This is a genomic window from Bradyrhizobium nitroreducens, from assembly GCF_002776695.1.
Lineage (GTDB): Bacteria > Pseudomonadota > Alphaproteobacteria > Rhizobiales > Xanthobacteraceae > Bradyrhizobium > Bradyrhizobium nitroreducens.
Map to the genome: position 1 here is coordinate 977,359 of NZ_LFJC01000003.1, position 24,387 is coordinate 1,001,745.

27 protein-coding genes and 1 pseudogene are annotated in these 24,387 nt (G+C 63.6%); 10 read left to right on the plus strand and 18 right to left on the minus strand.

Going from position 1 to position 24,387, the window contains the following annotated elements; all coding sequences use genetic code 11:
• Nucleotides 1-23: 23 nt before the first annotated feature.
• The 3 genes from TSA1_RS04910 to TSA1_RS04920 form a co-directional block, all read right to left on the minus strand.
• Complete coding sequence (locus tag TSA1_RS04910; protein ID WP_100175363.1) at nucleotides 24-1,181, minus strand: TAXI family TRAP transporter solute-binding subunit; 1,158 nt, start codon at nucleotides 1,179-1,181, stop codon at nucleotides 24-26.
• A gap of 18 nt (nucleotides 1,182-1,199) precedes the next feature.
• The gene (locus TSA1_RS04915; protein WP_100180972.1) at nucleotides 1,200-2,042 is read right to left on the minus strand and encodes a hypothetical protein; all 843 of its coding nucleotides are present in this window, start codon (nucleotides 2,040-2,042) and stop codon (nucleotides 1,200-1,202) included.
• 456 nt (nucleotides 2,043-2,498) lie between these two features.
• Nucleotides 2,499-3,473, minus strand: coding sequence for an NADPH:quinone oxidoreductase family protein (locus TSA1_RS04920; protein WP_100175364.1), 975 nt, complete (start codon nucleotides 3,471-3,473; stop codon nucleotides 2,499-2,501).
• A 30-nt stretch (nucleotides 3,474-3,503) separates the two neighbouring features.
• Here TSA1_RS04920 and TSA1_RS38730 point away from each other — a divergent pair, with 30 nt between their 5' ends.
• From TSA1_RS38730 to argG, 7 genes are all read left to right on the plus strand, one after another.
• Nucleotides 3,504-3,731, plus strand: a complete 228-nt coding sequence (locus TSA1_RS38730; RefSeq protein ID WP_145984264.1) for a hypothetical protein — start codon at nucleotides 3,504-3,506, stop codon at nucleotides 3,729-3,731.
• Nucleotides 3,724-4,563, plus strand: a complete 840-nt coding sequence (locus TSA1_RS04925; RefSeq protein ID WP_100175365.1) for an SDR family oxidoreductase — start codon at nucleotides 3,724-3,726, stop codon at nucleotides 4,561-4,563. The genes TSA1_RS38730 and TSA1_RS04925 overlap by 8 nt, the downstream gene beginning before the upstream one ends.
• Before the next feature lie 118 nt (nucleotides 4,564-4,681).
• The gene (locus TSA1_RS04930) at nucleotides 4,682-5,320 is read left to right on the plus strand and encodes an invasion associated locus B family protein (RefSeq protein ID WP_100175366.1); all 639 of its coding nucleotides are present in this window, start codon (nucleotides 4,682-4,684) and stop codon (nucleotides 5,318-5,320) included.
• Nucleotides 5,321-5,487: 167 nt separating this feature from the next.
• Nucleotides 5,488-6,690, plus strand: coding sequence for a dual-specificity RNA methyltransferase RlmN (rlmN, locus tag TSA1_RS04940; RefSeq protein WP_100175368.1), 1,203 nt, complete (start codon nucleotides 5,488-5,490; stop codon nucleotides 6,688-6,690).
• A gap of 148 nt (nucleotides 6,691-6,838) precedes the next feature.
• Nucleotides 6,839-7,333 (plus strand): hypothetical protein, encoded by a 495-nt coding sequence (locus tag TSA1_RS04945; protein WP_100175369.1) that lies wholly within the window; start codon nucleotides 6,839-6,841, stop codon nucleotides 7,331-7,333.
• 212 nt (nucleotides 7,334-7,545) lie between these two features.
• Complete coding sequence (locus tag TSA1_RS04950; protein ID WP_100175370.1) at nucleotides 7,546-8,322, plus strand: phosphatase PAP2 family protein; 777 nt, start codon at nucleotides 7,546-7,548, stop codon at nucleotides 8,320-8,322.
• Between the two features lie 92 nt (nucleotides 8,323-8,414).
• Nucleotides 8,415-9,752 carry an argininosuccinate synthase gene (gene argG / locus TSA1_RS04955; RefSeq protein WP_100175371.1) on the plus strand — a complete coding sequence of 446 codons (1,338 nt, stop codon included), beginning with the start codon at nucleotides 8,415-8,417 and terminating at the stop codon, nucleotides 9,750-9,752.
• Nucleotides 9,753-9,950: 198 nt separating this feature from the next.
• On the opposite strand, the pseudogene TSA1_RS41100 reads toward argG, so the two are convergent.
• Nucleotides 9,951-10,049: pseudogene (locus TSA1_RS41100) on the minus strand (OmpA family protein); the annotation flags it as partial.
• Between the two features lie 79 nt (nucleotides 10,050-10,128).
• Here TSA1_RS41100 and TSA1_RS04960 point away from each other — a divergent pair.
• Both TSA1_RS04960 and TSA1_RS04965 read left to right on the plus strand, forming a co-directional pair.
• Nucleotides 10,129-10,878 carry a hypothetical protein gene (locus tag TSA1_RS04960; protein WP_100175372.1) on the plus strand — a complete coding sequence of 250 codons (750 nt, stop codon included), beginning with the start codon at nucleotides 10,129-10,131 and terminating at the stop codon, nucleotides 10,876-10,878.
• Entirely contained in the window at nucleotides 10,875-12,377 is a 1,503-nt protein-coding gene (locus tag TSA1_RS04965) for a P-loop NTPase family protein (protein ID WP_100175373.1), read from the plus strand. Before TSA1_RS04960 ends, TSA1_RS04965 begins: the two co-directional genes overlap by 4 nt.
• Nucleotides 12,378-12,561: 184 nt before the next feature.
• Here TSA1_RS04965 and TSA1_RS04970 read toward each other — a convergent pair whose 3' ends face one another.
• The 14 genes from TSA1_RS04970 to TSA1_RS05035 all read right to left on the minus strand — a co-directional run bounded on the left by TSA1_RS04970 (nucleotide 12,562) and on the right by TSA1_RS05035 (nucleotide 23,551).
• A complete protein-coding gene (locus tag TSA1_RS04970) occupies nucleotides 12,562-13,113 on the minus strand; it encodes a YeeE/YedE thiosulfate transporter family protein (protein WP_100175374.1) in 552 nt (183 codons plus the stop codon).
• A gap of 11 nt (nucleotides 13,114-13,124) precedes the next feature.
• Nucleotides 13,125-13,676: a YeeE/YedE thiosulfate transporter family protein gene (locus TSA1_RS04975; protein ID WP_100175375.1), complete on the minus strand. Its 552-nt coding sequence runs from the start codon at nucleotides 13,674-13,676 to the stop codon at nucleotides 13,125-13,127.
• 112 nt (nucleotides 13,677-13,788) lie between these two features.
• On the minus strand, nucleotides 13,789-14,880 hold the full coding sequence (locus TSA1_RS04980) for a YeeE/YedE family protein (protein WP_100180973.1): 1,092 nt from the start codon (nucleotides 14,878-14,880) through the stop codon (nucleotides 13,789-13,791).
• A gap of 106 nt (nucleotides 14,881-14,986) precedes the next feature.
• Nucleotides 14,987-15,430, minus strand: coding sequence for a DsrE family protein (locus tag TSA1_RS04985; RefSeq protein ID WP_100175376.1), 444 nt, complete (start codon nucleotides 15,428-15,430; stop codon nucleotides 14,987-14,989).
• Between the two features lie 10 nt (nucleotides 15,431-15,440).
• Nucleotides 15,441-16,346 (minus strand): alpha/beta hydrolase, encoded by a 906-nt coding sequence (locus tag TSA1_RS04990; RefSeq protein WP_100175377.1) that lies wholly within the window; start codon nucleotides 16,344-16,346, stop codon nucleotides 15,441-15,443.
• A gap of 211 nt (nucleotides 16,347-16,557) precedes the next feature.
• The gene (locus TSA1_RS04995; protein ID WP_174719276.1) at nucleotides 16,558-16,992 is read right to left on the minus strand and encodes a DsrE family protein; all 435 of its coding nucleotides are present in this window, start codon (nucleotides 16,990-16,992) and stop codon (nucleotides 16,558-16,560) included.
• A 26-nt stretch (nucleotides 16,993-17,018) separates the two neighbouring features.
• Nucleotides 17,019-17,756, minus strand: coding sequence for a c-type cytochrome (locus TSA1_RS05000; protein WP_174718757.1), 738 nt, complete (start codon nucleotides 17,754-17,756; stop codon nucleotides 17,019-17,021).
• Nucleotides 17,695-18,957 carry a sulfite dehydrogenase gene (soxC, locus tag TSA1_RS05005; protein WP_100175380.1) on the minus strand — a complete coding sequence of 421 codons (1,263 nt, stop codon included), beginning with the start codon at nucleotides 18,955-18,957 and terminating at the stop codon, nucleotides 17,695-17,697. The genes TSA1_RS05000 and soxC overlap by 62 nt, the downstream gene beginning before the upstream one ends.
• Before the next feature lie 6 nt (nucleotides 18,958-18,963).
• Entirely contained in the window at nucleotides 18,964-20,652 is a 1,689-nt protein-coding gene (gene soxB / locus TSA1_RS05010) for a thiosulfohydrolase SoxB (RefSeq protein ID WP_100175381.1), read from the minus strand.
• Nucleotides 20,653-20,676: 24 nt separating this feature from the next.
• Nucleotides 20,677-21,498, minus strand: a complete 822-nt coding sequence (gene soxA, locus TSA1_RS05015; protein ID WP_100175382.1) for a sulfur oxidation c-type cytochrome SoxA — start codon at nucleotides 21,496-21,498, stop codon at nucleotides 20,677-20,679.
• Nucleotides 21,499-21,526: 28 nt separating this feature from the next.
• Nucleotides 21,527-21,853: a thiosulfate oxidation carrier complex protein SoxZ gene (gene soxZ / locus TSA1_RS05020; RefSeq protein WP_097659132.1), complete on the minus strand. Its 327-nt coding sequence runs from the start codon at nucleotides 21,851-21,853 to the stop codon at nucleotides 21,527-21,529.
• A gap of 19 nt (nucleotides 21,854-21,872) precedes the next feature.
• On the minus strand, nucleotides 21,873-22,325 hold the full coding sequence (soxY, locus tag TSA1_RS05025; protein ID WP_100175383.1) for a thiosulfate oxidation carrier protein SoxY: 453 nt from the start codon (nucleotides 22,323-22,325) through the stop codon (nucleotides 21,873-21,875).
• 18 nt (nucleotides 22,326-22,343) lie between these two features.
• Nucleotides 22,344-22,799, minus strand: a complete 456-nt coding sequence (soxX, locus tag TSA1_RS05030; RefSeq protein ID WP_174718758.1) for a sulfur oxidation c-type cytochrome SoxX — start codon at nucleotides 22,797-22,799, stop codon at nucleotides 22,344-22,346.
• 128 nt (nucleotides 22,800-22,927) lie between these two features.
• On the minus strand, nucleotides 22,928-23,551 hold the full coding sequence (locus TSA1_RS05035; protein WP_174718759.1) for a SoxW family protein: 624 nt from the start codon (nucleotides 23,549-23,551) through the stop codon (nucleotides 22,928-22,930).
• Nucleotides 23,552-23,592: 41 nt separating this feature from the next.
• Here TSA1_RS05035 and TSA1_RS05040 point away from each other — a divergent pair, with 41 nt between their 5' ends.
• Nucleotides 23,593-24,312 carry a hypothetical protein gene (locus TSA1_RS05040; RefSeq protein ID WP_174718760.1) on the plus strand — a complete coding sequence of 240 codons (720 nt, stop codon included), beginning with the start codon at nucleotides 23,593-23,595 and terminating at the stop codon, nucleotides 24,310-24,312.
• The last annotated feature ends 75 nt before the right edge of the window (nucleotides 24,313-24,387 follow it).

The following is a 24,387-nucleotide window of genomic DNA, read 5'->3' on the forward strand; positions in this document are numbered from 1 at the left end:
CAATCCAGAAATGCAGTGACGGCTCACTTCCCCGCCTCCGCCCGCGCCTTTTCCGCGTCCCAGGCCTGGAATTGCCTGAACAGCGTCTCCTTGTCGGTGTCGGACACCTTCGCCGCTGCAGGGTTCTGCTTCAGGAAGGCTTCGAAGCGCTGGCGCGTCACCGGCTCCACGCCGTGCTTGTCGAGCCATTGCTGCGCCACCGGCAGCCTGTTCCAGCCGGACAGGGGCGCCGCAAGCGAGACCTCCTTCCATTTGGGATGGAAAGGCGGGTTCTGGAGGGTCGGGAATTTCGTGAAGAACGCGTCCACGAACAGCGCGAGCTTGCGATAGCGCTCGGTGTTCGGCGCCCAATTATAGGCCGCGAGCACCGCAGGCACCGCGATCGTGTCGACACCCTCGCCTTCCTTGATCAGGTTCGGATAGTCCTTCGCTGTCAGCGTCGCCGGCAGATAATCGCTCTGCAGCGGCTTGGAATAGTCCACCCTGGCGAGATGGAAGCGGCCGTCATTGCCGAAGGTCGAGACCGATTTGTACGGCTTGCCGCCGACCACGATGACCGCGTCGATCTCGCCGGCCTTCAGCTTCTCCATCGCGATGCGCTGCTCGACATAGACGAATTTCGCCTTGATCCCGAGCCGCTCGAACACGGTGAGGGCGGTGACGAAGGTGCCGCCGTTCGGCAGATCGACGCTCACGGTCTTGCCTTCGAGGTCCTTCAGCGTCGCCACCGATTTCGGCGCGATCACCTGCATCTCCTCGTTGTACAGCTTGGTCACATAGGTGAATTGCCGCTTGATGTCCTTGGCAAAGCCCTTGCGCTCGAGATAGTCGAGCGTATCGGCGCGCACGATGCCGAGATCGACGCCTTGCAGGAACAGGATATCGGCGACGCTCTGCACCGAGCCGCGGCCGACGATCGGCAGCACGCGGATCTTGTTGCCGTCGTCGAGCACGGAGGCGAGGTCGGCGCCAAACTGCACATAGGTGCCGCCGATCGTGCCTGTGATCAGCGTGACGGTGTTGGCGTTCAGCGCCTGCTTGGTCGAGGTCGAGCCGAACTGGAAGATCGCCTTCAGGCCGTCCGAGACTTTTGCCGGATCATATTCCGTCTGCTCGGCGCGTGCAGTGGAGGCACAGATGGTCATGATGGCGGCAAGCGCCATTCCTAGAGCGTTACGCATGATGTCCCCTGACGAGTTCTAGTTCGAGAGCTGGCCGAGGCGCCGTTGCGCCTCCGCCGATCCGAGGCTTGCGGCGCGCTGGTACCAGTCACGAGCAACCGCCGTGTCGGCAATGACGCTGCGTGCGTCGCTGGTGCCGAGCACTGCGGGATCGTAGGTCTGCGCCAGCAGAAGCGCGGCCGTCGCGTCTTTCGCATTGGCCGCCCGCTCGAGCAGCAGGCGCGCCGCGGCGATGTCGCCGACACTCATCAGGTTTCTGGCGCGCGTCATCAGCCCTGCCAGTGTGTCGGCGTCGAGGGTCCTGACGGGTTCGGGCGGCACGGGCGCTGCTGCGGCGGGCGCTTGCGCTTGAGGTTGGGATTGGGCTTGCAGCGCCACCTGATAGGCGGTCGCGATCGCTTCGCGGCTTGGCACGGACGGCACCGGATGCTCCTGCTTGTCGGCGCTCGCCAGCCTCGTGTTGGTCACGCGGGCCGGATCCTTGAGCGGGACCTGCCGTGCCGCTGGCGCGTGGCTCGGAGCCATGGCCTGGCCGGAAGGCGCGCCCGACCGGCTGCCGGCGACGAGATTGCGCAGATCGGATTGAAACAGCGCAGCGAGAATCGCGGCGCCGGAGATCGCCAGCCCCGTCGCGAGCAGGCGCGGGACGATCCTGGCTCTGGCACGCAATTCGTGCGGCGCATATTCCCTTGGATCCGGTGCTCCCAGCGGATCGGACAGGAACAGAGGCATTGGATCGTCCGAAAGCTCGGCCCGTGCGGCGCGCGCACGGATGTAGGACGTGGTGGACTGATGTGATGCTGATCGATCGGAGTCGAACGCCCTCGACTCCCCGGACGGACGGTATGCCGTCGTCTCCATGGTGATGCTCCCCATTACCGACTACGCAGGGGCATTCCCGGCTTCAGTCTTTTTATTGTTGTCCAGAAGCGCCCCGCAAACTGGAACCGGTAAATCGCCGTCCGATTCAGCCCAAAAAGCGACGGCGGTTTGCGCGAATCTGGAGATATTTGGGTTTGATTGGGGCGACGACGCGGAATGCACCGCAATTTCGGCGGCGACGGTTGAGGAGGATTTCATAGGGGCGCGTGAGCGCAATCTCTTGCGATGCCGCGGTCATTGACGCTGTTCGCCACGCTCACCGCTGTCATGCCCCGGCTTGACCGGGGCATGACAGTACGCCGCGGCTTCTCGGCTAAATCACTGGCGTCTCTGGAATACTGGATCGCCCGGTCCTAGCGCGCAATTGCGCACTGGCCGGGCGATGACAGTTGAATACGTGGCGATGGCGTCGCGTCTCCGTTCGCCGTGACATCCTCACGGATGCAGGATGACCTTGCCCATGGCTTGGCGTCCTGCCAGCACCTTCAGCGCGTCAGCGGTCTGGGCCAGCGGGAAGGTGCGATCGACATGCGATGAAATCTTTCCTTCCGCAGTCCACTTCACCAGCTTTTCGAGGTTGGCGCGGTTCTTCTCCGGATTCTGGCGAGTCCAAGCGCCCCAGAACACGCCGCGGATGTCGCAGCCCTTCAAGAGTGCAAGGTTCAATGGCATTTTCGGAATGTCGCCCGCGGCAAAGCCGATCACGAGGAAGCGGCCTTCCCAGGCGATCGAGCGCAGCGCCTGCTCGGCATAGGCTCCACCAACGGGATCGAAGATGATGTCGACGCCCTTGCCGCCGGTAAGCTTGCGCAGGCCTTCCTTCAGATCCTCCTTGGCGTAGTTCAGCGTCAGCTCGGCGCCGTGCGCTTTGGCGAATTCGAGCTTCTCGTCCGACGAGGCGCAGGCGATCACCTTCAATCCCATCAGCTTGCCGAGCTCGCAGGCGGCAAGGCCGGTGCCGCCGGCCGCGCCCAGCACCGCAAGCGTCTCGCCCGGCTTCGGGCTGGCGCGATCCTCCAGCGCATGCAGCGCGGTGCCGTAGATGATGATGATGCCAGCCGCGCGATCGTAATCGAGATTATCGGGAATCTTCACGATCGATGCCGCCGGCAGCGCGATCTTCTCACGCGCACCGTTGTGGCCGCAGGACGCGACGACGCGATCGCCGACCTTCAGATCGGTGACGCCGGGGCCGATGCTCTCGATCACGCCCGCAACTTCCGCAGCCGGCGAGAACGGGAACGGCGGCTTGATCTGGTACTTGCCCTGGATCATCAGGATGTCGAAGAAATTCAGCGCTGCCGCCTTGATCGCGATCACGGCCTCGCCGGGACCCGCCACCGGATCTGGCACCTCGGCCAGCACGAGATCGTCGGGCTGGCAATATTGCGAGCAGAGTATGGCTTTCATGACGGCACCTGAAGCGTTTCGAGTGGAATTATGGTTGGCCCGGTTTTGCCGGATTTAGAGCGGCCCGACAATCGGGATTCTTTTGTCAGCGACCTTGCCGCAGCCTATCCTCGCGTCGTTGCGAGCCAACGGGTCTGCGCGAAGCGCGGCCCGCTGACAAGCTTCCGCGAAGCAATCCCGACTATTTCCGCAGGACGGATTCTGGGTAGCTTCGCTGCGCTCGCGATGACAGACGAGAAGGATTCAAACGATGTTTGAAACAGGCCTGCTCAAGGACAAGCGCATCCTCGTCACCGGTGGCGGCTCGGGCCTTGGTGCTGCGATGGGACGCCGCTTCCTCGCGCTCGGCGCCGAGCTCGTGATCTGTGGCCGCAGGCTCGACCGGCTGGATGCAACAGCGAGCGAGATGCGCGAGAAAATCGGCGGCAAAGTCACGACCATTGCCTGTGATATTCGCGACGGCGCGGCCGTCGACAGCATGATGGACACGATCTGGGGCGAGGCACCGCTCGACATCCTCGTCAACAACGCGGCCGCGACTTTCATCGCGCAGAGCGAGCATCTTTCCTTCCGCGCCGCCGATGCGATCCTGGCGCCGACGCTGCACGGCGCGTTGTATTGCACGCTCGCTGCCGGCAGGCGCTGGATCGAGGACGAGCATGGCGGCGTCGTGCTCTCGATTCTCTCGACCTCGACCATCACCGGCCGCGCCTTCACCGTGCCGTCGGCGATGGCGAAATCGGCGCTGCTGGCGATGACCAAAAGTCTCGCGGTGGAATGGGGACCGAAGGGCATCCGCACCGTCGCCATTGCGCCGGGGCCGTTCCCGACCGCGGGTGCGTCGGGGCAGCTCCGTCCCGAAGGCCGTGACGAGAGCTGGACCGCGCGCAATCCGCTGGGCCGGACCGGAGAGCATGGCGAGCTTGCCGATCTCGCCAGCTTCCTGGTTTCGGACCGTGCGGCATACATCAATGGCGAGATGGTCGTGATCGACGGCGGCGCGCATTTGCGCAGTTCCGGCGCTGAGGATTTGCTCGGCTGGACCGAGACGCAATGGGCCGACCAGCGCGCCGCGCGATCCAAGGCTTAAGCCGGCGCTGATACCGCTAACTGCCTTCCCAAATTGGACTTTCCCGGCTATCCCTGCCACGGGGACAAAGCGCGGCCGGGCCATCTTCCAGTCACAATATTGAGGGAACCACTCCAGCATGTGGCGGGTGCTGATTTTAGCTTTGATGACTGGCGTTGTGGCCGGGGGAGTCGCTGTTTCTGCGCAGGCGCAGACAGCACAACCCGCGCCGAAGACGGCGCCAAAGCCGGCGGCCAATACGACTGCAAAATCGGCTGCAAAGCCGGAGAGCAAACCGGTGGCCCCACCCGCGGCGGTTGCGGGCGGTGCGGAGCCGACCCTGATCGGCCAGTTCGGCACCTGGGGCGCCTATTCGGCGACGCCCAACGGCAAGAAGGTCTGCTTCGCGCTGGCCAAGCCTTCGTCGTCGAAGACCAACCCGCCGAACAGGCCGCGCGATCCGGCTTATGCCTTCGTCTCGACCCGGCCGGCCGAGAAAGTGAACAACGAAGTTTCGGTGATGATCGGTTATGCGCTGAAGCCGGGCTCGGAATCCTCGGTCGAGGTCGGCGGCGCTGCCTTTGCGATGTACACGCAGGGTGACGGCCTCTGGATCAAGAACGCGGCCGAGGAAGAACGGATGGTCGAAGCCATGCGCAAATCCGCCGATCTCGTGGTCAAGGGCGTCTCGGCCAAGGGCACGGAGACGACCGATACCTTCTCGCTGAAGGGGCTGGCCCAGGCGCTCGACAAGATCGCACAGGATTGCCGGCGTTAAGGCTGCGGTCGATTAGGTCGCAATCGGCGGTTCCGGTTGCTATATAAGCCCGGTTCCAAGTTTTTCCGTCATTCCGGGATGGTCCGAAGGACCAGACCCGGAATCTCGAGGTTCCGGGTTCGATGCTGCGCATCGCCCCGGAACGACAAGATAATCAGGTCCAATCAATGCAACCGACGACCGAACCACGCGACGCAATCCTGGTGGAGAAGACTCCGCTCGAAACCTATGTGCCGCCGGCAAAGCCGTCGCTGATCGGCCTGTCGCGCACGGAGCTGACCGACCGCCTCGGCGAGATCGGGGTCGCCCCGGCGCAGCGCAAGATGCGCGTGCAGCAGCTCTGGCACTGGCTCTACTTCCGCGGCGCCCGTGGCTTCGACGACATGACCTCGATCTCGAAGGGTATTCGCGCCGAGCTCGCGCAGCACTTCACCGTCGACCGTCCCGAAGTCGTGGCCGAGCAGATCTCCAACGACGGCACTCGCAAATGGCTGCTGCGCCTGCCGAGCGGCGACAATGTTCAGAAGGCGCATGAAGTCGAGTGCGTCTACATTCCCGAGACCGATCGCGGCACGCTCTGTGTCTCCTCGCAGGTCGGCTGCACCCTGAACTGCTCCTTCTGCCACACCGGCACGCAGCGCCTGGTGCGCAACCTCACCGCCGGCGAGATCGTGGGCCAGATCATGGTCGCGCGCGATCGCCTGAACGACTGGGCCGATCGCGAGGACGGCACGCGCCGCGTCACCAACATCGTGATGATGGGCATGGGCGAGCCACTGTACAATTTCGACGCGGTGCGCGATGCGCTCCTGATCGTCGGCGACAACGAAGGCATCGGCATCTCGCGCCGCCGCATCACGCTGTCGACTTCGGGCGTGGTGCCGAACATCGTGCGCGCCGGCGAGGAGATCGGCGTCATGCTCGCGATCTCGCTGCATGCGGTGCGCGACGAGCTGCGCAACGAGCTGGTACCGCTCAACCGCAAATATCCGATCAAGGAGCTGCTGCAGGCCTGCCGCGACTATCCCGGCGCCTCCAACGCCCGCCGCATCACCTTCGAATATGTGATGCTCAAGGGCGTCAACGATTCGCTTGATGACGCAAAGCTGCTGGTGAAGCTGCTCAAGGGCATTCACGCCAAGATCAACCTGATCCCGTTCAATCCCTGGCCCGGCACCGCCTATGAATGCTCGGACTGGGACCAGATCGAGAAGTTCTCCGAATACATCTTCAACGCCGGCTATTCCTCGCCTGTGCGCACCCCGCGCGGCCGCGACATCCTCGCCGCCTGCGGTCAGCTCAAGTCGGAGACGGAAAAGCTCTCGGCCCGCGAGCGCCAGGCGCTGCGCGCCATGGCGATGACGGATTGAGAATGGCGGCTTCCTCAGCGCTCGTCATGGCCGGGCTTGACCCGGCCATCCACGAGCCGCGAGAAAGAAAGTCGTGGATGCCCGGGTCAAGCCCGGGCATGACGGCTGAGAGCGTGGCGACGTCGTTGATCCGTAACCTGCTTATCTCATGTCCCTGATCGGCCGCCTCATCGTCATCTTCATCGGCTTCCTCGCCGCCTGCTTCGTCGGCGGCATGATCGTCGTCGTCGCGCTGCTGTTTCCGGAATTCGCCGATCTCGGCGCAGGTCCCGTCGACCAGGGCGCGATCGACATCCTGCTCGGCTTCGGCTTCATCTTCGTCTCGGGCTTTGCCCTGGTGCCGGCGGCGGTGATCGTTGCGATCACCGAAGCGCTCTACATCCGCAGCGCGCTCGCCTATGCCGTCGGTGGCGGCCTCGTCGGGCTCGCCTGCTATCTCGGCCTCGTTCCCTTCCACTCCGACACGTTCCAGTTCGAAGGCATCGTGCGGCGCCATCTGGAGATCATGACCGGCGCGGGCATCGTTGCCGGCGTGGTCTATTGGCTGATCGCTGGCCGCAACGCCGGCGCCTGGCGCATCCCGCCGCCGCCACGCAACCCGCCTCCACCACTGCCGTCGCATTCAAGGCCGGATGCGCGGTGATTTCTTACCCTCCCCTGGAGGGGGAGGGTCGATCGCGCATAGCGCGAGCGGGGTGGGGTGACAGACTATCCGCGATAGCTGTGCGCGTGGCTTCACCCCACCTCGGTTCGCATTTCGCTTCGCTACATGCGAACCGATCCTCCCCCTCCAGGGGAGGATGGGCACCGCCGTTGGGGTTTTCATCCCCGTCCCACTCCGCTAAACCGCGCGCCATGAACCGTACCGGACTCTTCATCGCCCTGGCGCTGTGGCTCGTGATCGGCGTCGTTTTCGGCCTCTATCCCGAGCTCGATCTCAAGCTGGCATCGCTGTTCTTCGACCCCGAGACGAAGACCTTTCCGCTCAAGCTGAATGACTGGGCCGGCTTCGCGCGCGATGCCGCGATGTGGGTCGCCTGGGCTTTCGTGCTGCCGTCGCTGGTGGCGCTCGTGGTCAAGATGATCAGGCCCGACCGTCCCTTGATGGTGTCGGGACGCGCGATCGTGTTCCTGCTGGCCACGATCATCCTGTCGGCCGGCATCCTCACCAACCTCACCTTCAAGACCTATTGGGGCCGGCCGCGCCCGGTGGTGGTGACCGAGTTCGCCGGCGATCAGCAATTCGTGCCGTGGTGGGATCCCCGCGGCGGCTGCGCGCGCAACTGCTCGTTCTTCTCGGGCGAAGGCGCGACCGCGTTCTGGACCCTGGCGCCCGCCGCGCTGGCGCCGCCGGCGTGGCGGCCGCTCGCCTACGCCGGAGCAGTCATCTTCGGCGCCGTGACCAGCGGGCTGCGCATGGCCTTCGGCGGGCACTTCTTTACCGACGTGTCGATCGCCGGCCTCGTCACCTTCGTGGTGATCTGGTTTGCCTACGCGCTGATTTACCGCTGGCCGCGAACGCGGTTTTCGGACGAGGCGGTCGATGCCGCCCTGACCCGGCTGAACATGCCCGCCTACCGGCTCCGCCAGCGCCTGTTCGGCCGCAGGACCGGTCCCGAGCCCTCGGTTTGAGCCATTAAATGCGTGCCGAGGCGTGCGAAATTTGATATTCGCCGCCACGAGCCACAGACAACATCAGCTATTTGAGACCGATTGGACGCGCCATGACCACGATCATGAAAAGCCTGCCCAAGGGAGAGAAAGTCGGCATCGCTTTTTCGGGCGGCCTCGACACTTCCGCCGCGCTGCTCTGGATGAAGCAGAAGGGCGCGCGCTGCTACGCCTACACCGCCAATCTCGGCCAGCCCGACGAGGCCGACTACAACGAGATCCCGCGCAAGGCGATGGAGTTCGGCGCCGAGAAGGCGCGCCTCGTCGATTGCCGCACCCAGCTGGTCCATGAAGGCATCGCCGCGATCCAGTCCGGCGCCTTCCACATCTCGACCGGCGGCATCACCTATTTCAACACCACGCCGCTCGGGCGCGCGGTGACCGGCACGATGCTGGTCGCGGCGATGAAGGAAGACGGCGTCAACATCTGGGGCGACGGCTCGACCTTCAAGGGCAACGACATCGAGCGCTTCTACCGTTACGGCCTGCTCACCAATCCCGGCCTGAAAATCTACAAGCCCTGGCTCGATCAGCAGTTCATCGACGAGCTCGGCGGCCGTGCCGAGATGTCGGCATTCATGACCGCGCAGGGCTTTGCCTACAAGATGAGCGCCGAGAAGGCGTATTCAACCGACAGCAACCTGCTCGGCGCGACGCACGAGGCGAAGGATCTCGAAAGCCTCGACAGCGGCATCAAGATCGTCAACCCGATCATGGGCGTGCCGTTCTGGCGCGACGATTGCGCCGTCAAGGCCGAGACGGTCGTGGTGCGCTTTGAAGAGGGCCAGCCCACGGCGCTGAACGGCCAGACCTTCTCCGATCCCGTCGCGCTGTTCCTCGAAGCCAACGCCATCGGCGGCCGTCACGGCCTCGGCATGAGCGACCAGATCGAGAACCGCATCATCGAGGCCAAGAGCCGCGGCATCTACGAAGCCCCCGGCATGGCGCTGCTGCACATCGCCTATGAACGCATCGTCACCGGCATCCACAACGAGGACACCATCGAGCAATACCGCATCAGCGGCATGCGCTTGGGTCGCCTGCTCTATCAGGGCCGCTGGTTCGACTCGCAAGCCTTGATGCTGCGCGAGACCGCCCAGCGCTGGGTCGCGCGCGCCGTCACCGGCGAGGTGACGCTGGAGCTGCGCCGCGGCAACGACTATTCGATCCTCAACACCGAGAGCCCCAATCTCACCTATGCGCCTGAAAGGCTCAGCATGGAGAAGGTCGAGGACGCCGCCTTCACGCCGGCCGACCGCATCGGCCAGCTCACCATGCGCAATCTCGACATCGCCGACACCCGCACCAAGCTCAGCCTTTATTCGAAGACCGGCCTGCTCTCGGGCAGCGAAGGCTCGCAGATCTTCCGGCTCGAAAGCGACAAGGGTTGAAACGCTCGCCGGTGTCCCGGACGCGATGCCGCGCGAAGCGGTGCATCGCAGAGCCGGGACCCAAGATACGTCAACCGCGTCGATAGAGTGGGCCCCGGCTCAGCACCGCATCACTGCGTGCTGCGCTGCGTCCGGGGCACGAGATTACCAAACAGAAATGGCCGGGATCGCTCCCGGCCATTTGCGTTGTGTGTGCCGTTACCGCGGCGGTGCGGTGCCGGGCGCGGGCGGCGGCAGCGAGGCCTGACCGCCGTTGAGCAGCGGCGTGATGTTGCGGATGGCCACGCGACGGTTGATCCTCTGAGCGTAGGGTTGTGGATGGGAATATTTCTCGTATATGGTGCAATTTCCTCGCATTAGGAGGTAAGTTTTTCAAATGTCGGATATTGGGCGTTTGATTTGTGGCGAACCGCTCGCTGATGGGCTTGCTAAATCCGCGCTCAACCAGCTCGCGCTTTCGATCGACGCATTTGCTGCAAGAGCCGTGAAGATCCTGAAGGACGAAGCGTCGGTCGAAGCGATTGCTCTGGGGCCCTTCTTCGCTCGAGTCGTGCTTGAGAATTCGTGCGCCGCACTTGTGGGTCGGTTGGACACATTTCGAATATTGTATCTAAGCGAGTTTCAGGGGCAACCCGAATACGAACCCGGAAAACGAGCGAGATCTGCGTTTTCTTGGTTCGGTGATGTAATGCCAGCGGACGAAAAGAATGCGGACCTTTGGAACATTGATCACGATGTTTCGAAGATCAGCCGCGCACTGTTTTCCAAGCACATCGATCGCGTTTGTTGGCAGCCGGCAGTTGAAAATATGCTAGACTACGTTTCTGCAAGCGGATCGGATCCGCTTCTTCGAGAGATACTTTCGCTTAGTTCAGAAAGTTACATCAAGATTACGAAGGGCCAAGGGCAGCAATTGTATTCGACCCTCTCAAAGGGCGTTCACTGGGAATTCTTCAATAGTGCGCTGGTTTTTGATGAAGCCACGGTGAAGAACGCTATCCGTGATACTTGTCTCTTGGTAGGTCACTTAGGCTTGGCGTCTCATTTTATTCCAACCGCCTACGCCTCACTTCAACCGCAACTCGCCCTGGAAGCATATCTATCCTTCCGAAAGACATTGTCATGAGTGTTCAAAGCATCGATGATGCAGATTCAGGGTTGATTCTCGCTGCGGAAGAGTGTCCGCCGGAATCGTTCTCCAAGTATCACAGCTTCTCTTCGCATGATGACGTAATCATTCGTAAGTTGAGCGCGCATGGTCCAGTTCTGGTGCGCGGTGGCCGCGGAAGCGGGAAGAGTGCGCTTTTGATAGAAGCCTATCGTCGTATGAAAGAAAGCGAGACGGTATTCCCAGTTTATCTAAGCTTGCGGTACCTACCTCTACTGCAATCTGACGGTGAAGAGTATATTGGTCATTTCTGTCAGATACTTTCTGTTGCGATTCAAAAGGAAATACTGAACAGGTCCTTTGCGCATGATTTTGCGCTGGCACCGGATCAGACCGCGTTGCAGTTCGGTCTAATGGATCTTTCTCAAAGGCTGAATAAGAGAATTGTTCTGTTATTCGACGATGCCGCTCATATTGGGCGAGAGAAGCCCTTGGAGGTCTTCTTCGATTTGTTCAGGGCGCTCTCCAGCAGTCTTGTCTCTTGCAAGGCTTCAATCTATCCGGGGGTGACGAAGTTTGGCGTAAGATTCGACGTTTTTAATGATTCTACAGTAATTGATATCGAACGATCAGATGTATCCGCCGAGTCGTCTTTCTTTCCAGAAGTGGTGCGAGCAAGGTATCCAAAGTTGGGCGACCGGGCGACCTTCTCTGACCGGCTACTACCGGCGCAGTTCGCCAACCTCCTAGGGCGAGCTGTTGTCGGCAATCTCCGTGGGCTTATCTTGGCGTGCAACCGCTTTGACGGCCACGATAAGATCGGAATTCCGGATGTGAACAAATGCATCTTGGATATGGCGACGGATCACTATTGGCCCTTAATGGAAGAAGTGGCCCCAAAACTAGGCGTCTACGAACCGTTGGTAGAGCCCGCTCGCGAGGTAATGGAAATCATCGTTGAGCAAGCTTCACGATCAGTCCGAGACGGTCGGACAGTTGCGCCGGACCGAGTCTTAGTTCATCGACAGATTGTCGGACAGTTTAGCAAGATCTTTGAGATTCTTGAATATTTGGGGTTTCTTGCAAGGCGTGAAGCTTCGCGAGCGTTGAAGTCGGGAGGGCGCGGACCGGTATTCGCAATCAACCTATGCAATCTTTTGGACAGTGTCCCCTCAAAGCGGCTCACTTTTGAGATGATTGATCAATGGATTGGGGCCGTTCCAGAGCCCGCGGAATTTCATGTGTCCGGTCAAGCATTTCATAATGTGCAGCTTCCGGTGTTGCCGGTCGAGCATGGACTCGCAATCTTGGACAAGGCTGTCACGGTTCTGCGTAAGTCACCGGCTTATCCATACGGACTCACGGATAACTTGATTGATCGTCTGACTGGAGCAGGCATCACCACCGTTGGTCAACTTGCGACGACAGATGATCGCAAGCTCGATCAAATTGATTACATCGGGGGCGCCACTATCAAGCGCATTCGAGAAGTGCTGTATCAGGCCATCTGGATGTGAAAAATTCACAATGGCTCTTCGATGACTATCATTGAAAACAAAAATGGCCGGGAGCGATCCCGGCCATTTGCGTTTGTTTGTGCCGTTAGCGCGATGAGATTTGGATGAATCATCATCGCGCTTTAGGTTGTTGTTTGCGCATGATCTTTCCGGAAAACCGCTTCGCACTTTTCCGGATCATGCTTTAGCCCCTCTTCTGCCGGGCTTCAGTGGATTCGACCCACCAGAAGAACAGCCCGGCACCGATTGCCAGTGCGGCGAACCAGGCGATATCGGGAATATTCGTCACGTCGGGAAGGCGAACCTTGCCCAGTGTCCAGACGTTGAGCACGTGGGCCTTCAGCCAATCGAAACTCAGCGCGTAGAGGATGGCGCCGGCGACCATGCCGAGCGCACCGACCAGTGCATGAACGCTTCCGGTTGCAATGGCGCCGAGCGCCGTTCCAGGACAGTAGCCGTAGACCACCATGCCGACGCCGAACAACGCGGCGCCGAGCGCGACCGCCAGCATGTTGGCATCCTTCACGTAGTATTTCGTGTTGCCGGTATCGACGAGCAGCAGCACGCCGATGCCGCCGACCACGATTGCCGTGCCCATCACCTTCAGCACGGTGAAGTCGCGCAACCGGAATTGATTCTCGATCACGTTACAGCTCGTCACCTTGCCTCGCTGCAGGAGGAAGCCGAAGGCTGCACCCATCAGTACCGGACCGAGGATCGTCATCATTGTGGTCATCTCAATCCTCCTCACCGCGTACGGAACATGAGGGCGGAGACAGCGAGTCCCGTGGCGAACATGACCGCCAGGAACAGCCAGCTCGAGACCGCAAGCTGCAAGCCGCCGGAGATTCCGTGCCCGCTGGTGCAACCGCCGGCAAGCCGGGCGCCGTACATGATCACGACGCCACCGAGGAACGCGGCGACGAAACGCTTCGTAACTGACGGGCCGAACCGCTCCTTCCAGACATCCGGCACGAGCTCGAGCCGCCACGTGCCCGATATCATCGCCGAGAGGAACGCGCCGAGCGGTATGCCGACGAGGAACCAGACGCCGTAGTCCCACTTGAGCGGCATGCTCTTCCAGTAGGAATTCTGCGCCACAGCCTCCGGCCCGACCACCGGCACAGCGAACAGTGAGGCGATGCGCGAATAGGCGGTGGTGACGCCGAGCGGATCCCCGAATACCGCAAAAGCAATCCAACTCAACAGCCCTATTCCGGCGCCGACGAGATAGGGCGACCAGTCGATACGCGCGGCGCGCGGCGCTTCGCGAACGTAGCCTTCCGTGATGGCGGTCATGTGCGTTTCCCCGGGACGGCGGCAGTCTACCCGCGTTCCTGCGGCTCGATCGGCTCGCATCGTGGAAAATCATATTCAAGGATTTAGATTTAGCAATCTCTAAAATATAAAATCACGCGCCCGATGCCGGCGACTTTGCCGCTTGGTGCGGCCGCGGCATGCCGGCACGGTCGACGAGCAGATCGGTCAACCCCGCGCCCAACCACATGCCGCCGAGCACAAGCCAGGCGGTGAGCGCGAACACCGAGGCACCGGTGACGCCGGCGCCGACGGCGCAGCCGCCCGCGAGCATCGCGCCGAAGCCCATCAGCACGGCCCCCAGCAGATAGCGCCGCATGCCGAGCCCGTCAGAGAATCCCTCGAGCTTCAGTTCATGGCTACGCGCCGCGGCCAGAAACGAGCCGAGAAAAACGCCGGGGACGATGCCGAGGTCGAAGCCGAGCCGGAGTTGCGCGCTGTTGAGCACCAGCATCAGCACCTCGGCCGACGGTCCGCTGAAGGTGAGGCTCTTCAGCGTCACCGGCGCGAAGGAGGCCTGCGACAGCTGGTAGGTGAAGAGCCAGCCGGCGACGACGGCCGCCCCGGTTGCAAGCGCGGCAAGGAGCAGCCGGCGTGGCAGCTGGCTGCGAAAGGCGAAGGACAGGCCCGCAATCAGCCATACGGCTCCGAAGGCGAGCTTCTCGGGCGTGCCGGCGCCGAACATCGCCATGATGTCACGCGACGGGCCGCCATCGACCAGCCACAGATTGGTCACCCATTCGCGCGCGGGCGACAGCAGGCCGCGATAGGAGGCTTGCGCGGTCACCGCGAACACCAGCCCCGACAGCAAGGCCCGGAGATTGCCGTTGGCCGAGAGCACCAACAGCCGGCTGGCGCAGCCTCGCGCCAAAATCATCCCGCAACCGAACATCACCCCGCCGAGAAGCGCGCCGGAAATGCTGCCCTGCTGTGCGAGCTGGCGCGCCTCGGAGACGTCGAGCCAGCCGAGCGCGACCAGGCCTTGCGTGCCCACCAGCGCCGCCGCGAAGGTCAGCAGCCAGACCGCAAGGCGCGGCCCGCCCTCACCGCGGGAGAATTCGACTGCGGCGGCGCGCAGGCAGAAGCGGCTGCGCTGCGCGAAGAACCCGAACAGTCCTCCCACCACGAGGCCGCCGAGCCATGACAGCCGGTCTTCACCCAAGAGATCGATGATCGACGTCAGCACGTCCGCCTCGGCTGTTCCTGCGCGCATGCGAGTCTAGCGATCCCCGCGCCGCGTCCCATGAGGCAGATCAAGGCTCGGCGCCGCCGCATACCCGAACACAGCGGCCTCAGGGGCGCAAATAGGCAAATCCCTGCTGTTGCAGCTCGGCGAGCCGCACCACGCCGCCCTTCTCGGCCACCACGAAACCGGGCGTGAGATCGTCCAGCTTGACGCCTTGCGCCTTCATGGTGTTGGCGCAGGCGTCGAAGCCGACACCGGCATCGACGAGTTTCGTCATCATCGCAATCGTGTGGTCCTGGGCCGCGAGCGCGTGGAAGGCGCGCAGCGCCGGCCCGTGCACGACCAGCCTGATGTCGGCCTTGCCGGGTCCGCCGACGCCGTCGACGTGGTTCTGCAGATTGCCCAGAACGAAGACGACGCGATCGGCATCGGCGAGATGATAGACCACGCGCTGACGCGCGGGCGCTTCCGTCGCCGCGGATGCCTGGCGCACCGTGAAGGCGCCAAATAACCCGGCAAGGCTCGCGCGAAGCATGGATCGACGCTGCATGGTCCCCCTCCTATCGTGTCTGCTTGATGAACTCGGCGATGCGGTCGGCGACGTCTTCCGCGAACAGGTCACGAAAGAAGTGATCGGCATCCTCGATCTTGTCGAGCTGAACCCTGCCCCCGCTCGAAGCGGCAAGCGGCGCGAAGGCAGCGGCCACATCGGGCACCACGCTGTCCTTGGTCGCGGCGAGCACCAGCACCGGCAGCTTCACGCGCGCCACGAGAGCGGCCGTGTCCTGACCGGCATCGGGACCGTAGAACGACGCAAATGCGCGGGCGGATGCCACGGCATTGCGACAATAGATGAAGCCGGGGACGTCCATCCACTCCCCGCCGCGGCCCGCCGCAACCGCTTTCGTTGCCAGCTCCAGAAACGGTTCGAGCGGCTTGCCATAGGTCTTGGCGTAGGAGGCGCGCAAATCGGCCTCGGCTTTTGCGGTCACCGGCGCCAGCAGCACCGCGCCCGCGACCTGCGGGGTGCCGCTGGCTGCGAGATAGCGCGCGACCTGGTTGCCACCGCGCGAATGGCCGAACGCGAAGACCCACCGGGACACGTCCCTCGCCCGCGCGACCCAGGCGCCGATCTCGGTCACCGCATCCTCGGCGGCATAGTCGTGCCGCACGGCGCAGTCATACATGCCCTTGCGGCGATCGAGCCCGAGCGACAGCGTGTGCGCAAGCGAGGCGATGCCGCGCTGCTCCAGCGCCTTGGCGATGCCCTGAATGACCTCCATGTCCTTGTGCGCGAGCGTGCCGTGGGTCATCACGACGAGCGGCGTGTCCGACGTCATTGTGCCGGGCGTGCGCAGCGTCGCGAGCGTCGCGCGGCCGTCGACCGACAGTTCGAGCTCCTGCTCGGCCGCGCGCGCGGGCACCGCGAGCGTCAGCAAGACCGTCAGTCCCAGCAACCAGCGCATCGAGAGCTCTCCTCACCGCTCGGACAATCTCACATGATCCTGTGGGTTCATGCACAACCGCTTCCACGTCGTCATGGCCGGGCTCGTCCCGGCCATCCACGACCTTTCCCGCGGCACAAAGGACGTGGATGCCCGGGACGAGCCCGGGCATGACGAGTTTGAGGTTCCAGCACACCGCATCAACACGAGTCGCATATGCGATGGCCCTCCCCTACGGCCGGACAATCGTCCAGTTCTTCTCCGCCAAATCCATCAGCGCGGCAACCCCGACCTGGGTGACGCTGACGCCCTCGATCAGCAGCGGTCGCCTGTCCTCCTTCGCCGCCAGCGTCTCCAGCGTGTTGCCGCAGGCGATAAAGCTCACATTGGGCATCGATTTCAGGAAGTTCACCAGCCGCTCCTTTACCGGCGAGCGGTCCGCGAGCAGCATGTCGAGCCCGCCATTGAAGGCGACGACCACGATTTCGACGTCCTCGCCCTGCCCGGAATAATGCCGCGAGACGTTGGCGGCCACATCGAGCACGGCGCGCATCTTGACCGGGTCGTCGTCGCTGATCTGCAGCGCGAGCCTGTGAGGCTCCGCCGCCCGGGTCACGGCCGGATGGATCGCGACGAGCAGGCCGGCCGCGAGAGCCGCGCGCAGCAGCGTGCGGCGGCTCGCCCGGCCGTTTTTCACTCCACGCCCCGCGACTTCTTGTCCTTGCCGTCCTCGGGCGTGACGTCGATGGCGGCCGCGCGCCCGGTGATCTTCACCGGGGCGATGCAATCCTTCATGCAGGGGTCTTTCTGCCAGAACGACTTCTCGCTGGTGGCGCGGTCGTCCATCACAAAGCCCTGCTCGTTCGGCATCTTGATCGCGGCAAGGGTCTTTCTGTTCAGCTCGAAGTTCTGATCGGTGACGACGTCGTTCAGATACAGGACGTAAGCGACCAGCGCGTAATATTCATCGACCGACAAGGATCCCGTATTGCCATAGGGCATGGCGTGCCTGACGTAGTCGAACACGGTGGAGGCATAGGGCCAGTACGAGCCCACCGTCTTGACCGGATTGTCCGACGTCAGCGAGCCCTTGCCGCCGGCCAGCACCGGCCAGCGGCCGTTGCCCTCGCCGAACTCGCCGTGGCAGGTCGCGCAATTGTCCATGAACAGTTTTTCGCCCTGCGCGACGGTGCCCTTGCCTTCCGGCAGGCCCTGCCCGTCCGGGCGCACGTCGATGTCCCAGCCGCGGATCTCGTCCGCGGTCGGCGCGCGGCCGATGTGATAGCGCGGGCCGCCCTTGGCATCCGCCTTCTGCTGCGCAAGCGCCGGCGCGCCCAGCGCGCAGGCCGTCAGCGCCACTGCAATGAGCTTAAGCGACTTCGACATTCTCGACCTCACCACTGGCCTGCACATGCCAGGTCTGGATGCCATTGTTGTGATAGATGGAGTTCACGCCGCGGATCTTGCGCAGCTCGGCCTTGCTCGGCTGCACGTAGCCGGTCTCGTCCTGCACGCGCGATTGCAGCAGCAGCGGCTCGCCGTTCCAGTCGAACTCGTAGTAGAAGCGCGTCAGCGCCTTGTCGAGCACGGGCCCGTCGAGCCGCGCCGGCCACCAGTTGCGGCCGCCGTCGAGCGACACGTCCACGCGCTTGACCTTGCCGTTGCCGCTCCAGGCCAGCCCCGACACGATGGTAAAGCCCTTGCCGTGCCTGATCGGCGCCTGCGGGCTCGGGCTCGTGATCACGGACTTGGCGTCCATCGACCAGGTGAAGCGGCGCGCCTTGCCGTTCGGCATGAGGTCCGTGTATTTCGAGGTCTCCTCGCGGGTGTGCCAGGGCTGGTCGCCGACCTTGATGCGGCGCAGCCATTTGACCCAGAGATTGCCCTGCCAGCCCGGCACGACCAATCGCATCGGATAGCCCTGCTCGGGATAGAGCGCCTCGCCGTTCATCTTGTAGGCGATGATGCAATCGTCGAGCGCCTTCTCGATCGGCAGGCTGCGGTCCATCGCGGCCGCATCGGCGCCCTCGACCAGCAGCCACTTGCCGTTGGTCTTGACACCGGCTTCTTCCAGCAGCGTGCGCAGCGACACGCCGGTGTACTGCACGCAATGGATCATGCCGTGGGTGAACTGGCAGCCGTTGAGCTGGGCGCCACGCCATTCCATGCCCGAATTGGCCGCGCACTCCATGAAGTGGATGCGGTTGACGCGCGGATAGCGCTTCAGCTCGTCCAGCGTGAGAATGAGCGGTCGCTCGACGAGGCCATGGATCATCAGGCGATGATCGGCCGGATCGACCTCCGCGATGCCGCCGTGATGGCGTTCGAAACAGAGCCCGTTCGGAGTGATGATGCCTTCGAGCTCGTGCAGCGGGGTGAAGCTCACCGAGGATTCGCGCGAGGCGGTCAGCCATTCGACGTCGCGCCGCACCACGTCCTTTTCGAATTTCGACGGCTTGCCGTAGGGCCGCACCGCGACGCCCTCGCCGAGCGACCTGGTCCATTCCGGGACGTTGGGCGGCTGGTTGGCGGGATTGCCGCCGGCGGCGGCCGGCCTTGCCAGCATCGTGGCCGCGACGCCTGCGCCGGCGGCCAGGAAGCTGCGACGGGATTGGCTGTCTGTCTTCGACATCGCTTGTTACGCTCCGGTGACTTTGACGGCCCGGTTGGGCTCGAGACGAACGGTCTTCTGCCGCGTCAAATAGTTCGCGACGACGTCCCAGATCGGCGGCCCCTCGGTTCCTTCGTTGACGCTGGCCCAGCCCGCGACCTGATATTCCCTGGCGGGATCGATCGGCGCACCGGTCTTGGCCATCTGCATGTCCGAGATGCGCTGGCCCTGCGGCTTGGTCACGTCGATCGCGTAGGACAGCCCGCCGATCCGCACCATGTCGCCGCCCTGCTGGTAATAGGGATCGACGTTGAAGAGATTGTCGGCGACGTCCTCGATGATCTCCTTCAGCCGCGCGCCGGTCATGCCCATGCGGTAGACCGCGGGATAGGTGATCGCGGTGGCGTTGGTGACGTCCTCGAAGGTGATGTCCTGCCCCGGCAGCACGCTGGTGCCCCAGCGGAAGCCGGGCGACAGCGCGATCTCGGCGTCGCGCTCCTGCAGCAAGGCCTGGCAGATCAGGTCGTCGAAGGTGCCGTTGAAATTGCCGCGGCGGTAGAGCAGCGAGTCGGTCTTGCCGAGCACTTTGGCGAGATCGGAGGCGAAGGGCTTGCGCACCTCGGCGATCCTGGCGGCCATCTCGGCGTCCGCACTGATCACGTCGGAGAACAGCGGAATCAGCTTGTACCTGTAGGCCTTGACCTCGCCGTCGCGGACGTCGAGATCGAGCCGCGAGACGAACTTGCCGGACGAGCCCGAGGCGATCAGCAGGGTCTTGCCGACCTTCACCGCCTCAGGCAGCGCGTCATGGGTATGTCCGGTCAGGATGACGTCGATGCCCTTGACGCGGCTCGCAAGCTTGCGATCGACGTCGAAGCCGTTGTGCGAGAGCAGCACGACGAGCTGCGCGCCGCCCTTGCGGGCCTTGTCGACCTGCGCCTGGACGTCCTCCTCGCGCACGCCGAACGACCAGTTCGGAATCATCCAGCGCGGATTGGCGACCGGCGTATAGGGGAAGGCCTGGCCGAGCACCGCGATCTTGACGCCGCCGCGCTCGATCATGGTCGAGGCGTCGAACGCCGCCTCGTTCCATTCGGTGTCGCGGATGTTGAGGCCGAGGAACGGGAAGCCGAGCCCTTCGATGGCCTGCTTGACCCGCTCGGTGCCATAGGTGAACTCCCAATGGCCGGTCATGGCATCGGGCTTGAGCAGCGCCATGCAATCGATCATGTCCTGGCCGCGCGTCTTCAGCGACGACCACGAGCCCTGCCAGGTGTCGCCGCCGTCGAGCAGCGCGACCTTGTCGCCGCGCTCGGCGCGGATCGCCTTGATCACGGTCGCGGCGCGATCGAGGCCGCCGATCTTGCCATAGCTCTTGGCCAGCGCCTCGAAATCCTCCGAGGTCAGGGCATAGGCCGCCGACGAGCCGGGCGCGATGCCGAAGCGGGCGAGAAACTCCTTGCCGGTGACGTGCGGCGGCAAGCCCTTGGCCTCGCCGACGCCGAGATTGGTCGAGGGCTCGCGGAAATACAGCGGCATCAGCTGGCCGTGAATGTCGGTCACGTGCACCAGCGTGACGTTGCCGAGCGGCTCGAATGCCAGCAATTCCTTCTCGGTCAGGCGCTGCTGGGCGACCGCCCGGGTCAGGCCGGAGCCTGTGCCGGCCAGCGCGGCCGTGGCCGCGGCGACCTGCATGAATTCGCGGCGAGAGATCATGCGCGATGCTCCTGGAAACCGTGGTTAGTTGCGCACCGAGGGCGTCTCGACCGGCAAGCCGATGCCGCGCCAGGCGACATAGAGCTCGAGCGCGAGGAACTCGTCCGAGAGCGGCTTGAACGGCTCGGCGCGCACGTCGAACATGCAGCCTTCGAAGCGCTCGTGCAGCGGCACCAGGCGCTGGTCGCGCAGCCGGTAGGTCGGAAAGCCGTTGGTCTGGCCCTGGCTGAGGAAATCGGCGCGCATGAACTTGCCGTTGTTGCGCTCATGGCAGGACTCACAGGCAAGATCGAGCTGGCCGTAGCGCGTGTAATAGATCTGCTTGCCGCGCTCGAACCAGGGCGACATCGGCCCGTCGGTCTTCACCGCGACAGGCATGCCGTGCGACTGGTAACGCACGAAGGTGGTCATGTCGGTGAGCTCGCGGGACTTGAATTTCCAGGGCTCGGCCTTCATGTGCTCGCTGCGGCAGATGTTGATGCGCTGCTCGAGGTTGACCGGCTTCTTCAGCTTGTCGTCCCATTTCGGCATGGCGGCGCCGACGCCCTTCATGCTGGTCTCGGCCTCGCCGTGACAGCTCATGCAGGACTTGCCCTCGCTGCCCTCGGCCTTCTTCCAGGCATCAGCGGCGCGCTCCACCGCGAGGAAGCCCGGGTTTTCGAGGTCATCGTCCTGCAGCGCGCGGGTCTCCTTGCTGCGGAATTCGTAGCCGGAGATGATGGTCTTGAAGACGTGGCCGGGCGGCGCCGCGACGCCCTTGCGCTCGGCCTCGTCCGCGACCGCGAGCGTCGCAACCGACGCGGCGGCCACGACCAGAGCGGCCAACCCAAGATATCGTCGCGCCATCGGTGCCTCCCTCAATGCGCCGCGCGCATCATGCCTTGAGCGCAATCTTCTCTTCGGCCGTGATCACCGAGCCGTCGTCGTCGGTCCAGGCGAACTTGAAGGTTCCGGCCTCGTCGATCCTGGCGTCGAACTGGATGTAGGGATTGGCCGAGATCGCCGGCTCCAGCGCGCACGAGAACACCGGCTTGCCGTTGAACTCGCAGGCGAACTTGTTGATGATCTTGCGCGGAATGGTCTTGCCCTGCGCGTCCTTGCGCTGGCCCGATTCCATGACGTGCGAGACCAGGGTCTTGATCTGGATCACCTCGCCCTTGGCCGCTTCCTTGGGGAGCTTGATGCGCGGTTTGTCTGCCATTGTTTCTCTCCTGAAGCCTTTAGCCGCCGCAGCCGCCGATGGTGACCTTGACGGTCTTCTGCTCCGTGAACAGCGACCCGTCACTCATCTTCGCGACCGCGATCACGTTCTGCGTGGTCGCGAGCCGGATCCGGATCGAGGCTTCGGCCTTGCCGGACAGCGGCGTGAACGACAGCGTCGCCACGCCCGCGTTCGGGTTGCCGTCGGCGAGGATCATGACGTCCTTGACGTAGGAGTCCGCGGTCATCGGGCTCTCGATGTTGATCGACAGCGGAACGGTGTTGCCGTTCTCCGCGATCTCCGGCAGATCGAGCGAAATCTTGCCCTTCACCGGCTGCTTGCCGCCAGTGAACTTCTCGATCCACTTCGCCGCGTCGCCCGTCACTTCGGCATCCGCCGCCATGGGCATCAGCGTCAGCATGACGAAGCCGCCCCCGAGCGCAAATGCCTGCCGTCGATTGATGGCTTTCATTCCTGATCCTCCTCGCCGTCAGTTCAGCGTCTTGAGAAAAGCGATGACGTCCTCGACCTGCGCGGCCGTCAAAATGGACTTGCCGACGAATTCCGGCCGCACCCGGCTGAGGCCCTCGTTCCTGAAGAACGCGGGCATCACGGTGTTGGTGAAGATGCGCTTGGGGTCGGCGACGATGAGGCGGAGTTGCGCCTCGCTGTAGCGGCCGGCGACGCCGTCGAGCGACGGGCCGAACTCGCCGTGGAATTCCTCCGACTTCAGGCTGGTGACCTGATGGCAGGCCAGGCAATTGCCGAGCGTGCGCGTCAGGAACACCTTCTTGCCGGCGGCGGCATCGCCGGGCGCGCCGGTCAGGGATTTGGGCAGGGAGTCGTTGACGACATCGAGCTTGATCGGCTCCTTGACGGCCTCTTGCGCGAGGCCGACACTGGCCGACAGACAAAGTGCAAACGCAGCCGCAAGCGAGCGCCGCATGTTTCCTACCCTTATCGCGGGGTGACGCCCGCTTTCGACCACGATGGACTCACGGTCCATCAAATTCAGTTATTATGATATGTTCATATGAATGGCAGCGTCAAGCGAAATTCGCTGGACGCGTCCCATCAGCCGTTGGCTGCGAGGAAATCCCGGAACGAGCCGCGCTCATAGGCGCGCTCCCGCACGAAGCGGAACATCGCCAGGAAGTGCGGCGGCTTGAGATAACCGGGTGCCCGCGCCACCTCGCGCGCCATCGCGTCTTTCGCTTGGAGGCCATCCACGGACGGCGGAAAGAACTGGAAGGTGGGCGTGAAGCGGATGCCGTATTTCCGGGCGAGGTCCTTCTCCGCCAATTCCTCGCGGTCGAAATCGGTCACCTTGCGCGAGCCGATCAGGTTGAGCTGCAATACCTCGAAATTGTCGCGGATATAACCGGCGATGCCGGCGTCGGCAAAATTCACCAGATGCGTCTCGCGGCAATAGGGACAGCCGCGCAGCTCCCACATGACGGCGAGGCGCTTGCCGCCGGCCGCGGCGCTCTCCAGATCCTCGCGCAGATCGAGGAAGCTCTGCAGGAACCAGGGCTCGTGATAGAGCCCGTCTTCTCCCACGGCGGGCTCGGCCGCCGCCGCGCCGCGGCCGGCCAATGCCGCGCCGGCGACTAATGAGAGAAGACCGCGCCGCGTCGGCGTGCGAAGCGACAACAGGCTTTCGGGCGTCGGAAGATCTTGCGCGCTGCTCATTTTCATTATGATATTCGAATACACGAATGTGACAAGGAGTTCCGATCTTGCGCTGCACCATCGTGCTGCTGGCCTGGCTCGCCTCGAACGCACTCGCGTTTGGTGCGGAGGCTGAAAAGCCAGCGGATTTCGTCTCGGCGATGGCGCCGATCATGGCCAATCTGCGCACGGCCGCGAGCTATGCGCGCACCGGAAACGTCGCGCTGGCGCAGATCGAGACCGACGAGGCGGTCGCCCGGTGGAAGCAGCTCGCCCCGAACGCGCCCGGCCTCCTGCCCGCTCATCCGCCAGCCGATGTGTCGGGATTTCTCGACCGGGGGCGCGACCAGCTCACGACGATCGCGGGCGCGCTGGACCGCGGCGACAATGCCGCCGCCGGCCGCGAGCTGCTTGCGATCCGGCAGGCTTTTCACGCGCTCCGGCGCCAGGCGGGCCTCTACGATCTCGGCGATTGCATCTTCGAGATCGCGCCCGCCATGGAAACGTTGCGGGTTGCCGCGATCAGGTACGGCGACCAGCCGGCATCGGCGAACGCCGAAGGGACTGTCGCCGCCGCAAGCGCATTCCGCGATCGGCTCCAACGCTGCAACGAATGGGCAAATGGCGAGATCGCCGCTCAAGGCGAGTTTCGCCGCCTGATCGACGGCGCCATCGCCAGCAGCGGCGAGATCGCACATGCCGCGATGGCGGGTGACGGCCCCCTCGTGCATCGCTACCTCATCGAGCTGCAGTCCTTCGCCCAGTTGCTCGACTTCCGCTACGGCTAGAGCGTTTTCGAGCGAAGTGGACACCGGTTCGCGTGAAGAAAACGCGTCAAAACAAGAATCTAGAGCTTCGGTTCT

Coding starts and splice junctions, on each gene's coding strand:
- TSA1_RS04985 (WP_100175376.1), bottom strand. CDS start 15,430: ATGCAGCGTCGATCCATGCTTCGCGCGAGCCTTGCCGGGTTATTTGGC.
- TSA1_RS04920 (WP_100175364.1), bottom strand. CDS start 3,473: ATGAAAGCCATACTCTGCTCGCAATATTGCCAGCCCGACGATCTCGTG.
- rlmN (WP_100175368.1), top strand. CDS start 5,488: ATGCAACCGACGACCGAACCACGCGACGCAATCCTGGTGGAGAAGACT.
- TSA1_RS05000 (WP_174718757.1), bottom strand. CDS start 17,756: ATGGCATCCAGACCTGGCATGTGCAGGCCAGTGGTGAGGTCGAGAATG.
- soxC (WP_100175380.1), bottom strand. CDS start 18,957: ATGTCGAAGACAGACAGCCAATCCCGTCGCAGCTTCCTGGCCGCCGGC.
- TSA1_RS04930 (WP_100175366.1), top strand. CDS start 4,682: ATGTGGCGGGTGCTGATTTTAGCTTTGATGACTGGCGTTGTGGCCGGG.
- soxZ (WP_097659132.1), bottom strand. CDS start 21,853: ATGGCAGACAAACCGCGCATCAAGCTCCCCAAGGAAGCGGCCAAGGGC.
- TSA1_RS05035 (WP_174718759.1), bottom strand. CDS start 23,551: ATGAAAATGAGCAGCGCGCAAGATCTTCCGACGCCCGAAAGCCTGTTG.
- TSA1_RS04960 (WP_100175372.1), top strand. CDS start 10,129: ATGTCGGATATTGGGCGTTTGATTTGTGGCGAACCGCTCGCTGATGGG.
- TSA1_RS04965 (WP_100175373.1), top strand. CDS start 10,875: ATGAGTGTTCAAAGCATCGATGATGCAGATTCAGGGTTGATTCTCGCT.
- TSA1_RS04970 (WP_100175374.1), bottom strand. CDS start 13,113: ATGACCACAATGATGACGATCCTCGGTCCGGTACTGATGGGTGCAGCC.
- TSA1_RS04975 (WP_100175375.1), bottom strand. CDS start 13,676: ATGACCGCCATCACGGAAGGCTACGTTCGCGAAGCGCCGCGCGCCGCG.
- soxA (WP_100175382.1), bottom strand. CDS start 21,498: ATGGCGCGACGATATCTTGGGTTGGCCGCTCTGGTCGTGGCCGCCGCG.
- argG (WP_100175371.1), top strand. CDS start 8,415: ATGACCACGATCATGAAAAGCCTGCCCAAGGGAGAGAAAGTCGGCATC.
- TSA1_RS04945 (WP_100175369.1), top strand. CDS start 6,839: ATGTCCCTGATCGGCCGCCTCATCGTCATCTTCATCGGCTTCCTCGCC.
- TSA1_RS04910 (WP_100175363.1), bottom strand. CDS start 1,181: ATGCGTAACGCTCTAGGAATGGCGCTTGCCGCCATCATGACCATCTGT.
- TSA1_RS38730 (WP_145984264.1), top strand. CDS start 3,504: ATGGTTGGCCCGGTTTTGCCGGATTTAGAGCGGCCCGACAATCGGGAT.
- TSA1_RS04925 (WP_100175365.1), top strand. CDS start 3,724: ATGTTTGAAACAGGCCTGCTCAAGGACAAGCGCATCCTCGTCACCGGT.
- TSA1_RS04950 (WP_100175370.1), top strand. CDS start 7,546: ATGAACCGTACCGGACTCTTCATCGCCCTGGCGCTGTGGCTCGTGATC.
- TSA1_RS04915 (WP_100180972.1), bottom strand. CDS start 2,042: ATGGAGACGACGGCATACCGTCCGTCCGGGGAGTCGAGGGCGTTCGAC.
- soxB (WP_100175381.1), bottom strand. CDS start 20,652: ATGATCTCTCGCCGCGAATTCATGCAGGTCGCCGCGGCCACGGCCGCG.
- TSA1_RS04990 (WP_100175377.1), bottom strand. CDS start 16,346: ATGCGCTGGTTGCTGGGACTGACGGTCTTGCTGACGCTCGCGGTGCCC.
- soxY (WP_100175383.1), bottom strand. CDS start 22,325: ATGAAAGCCATCAATCGACGGCAGGCATTTGCGCTCGGGGGCGGCTTC.
- soxX (WP_174718758.1), bottom strand. CDS start 22,799: ATGCGGCGCTCGCTTGCGGCTGCGTTTGCACTTTGTCTGTCGGCCAGT.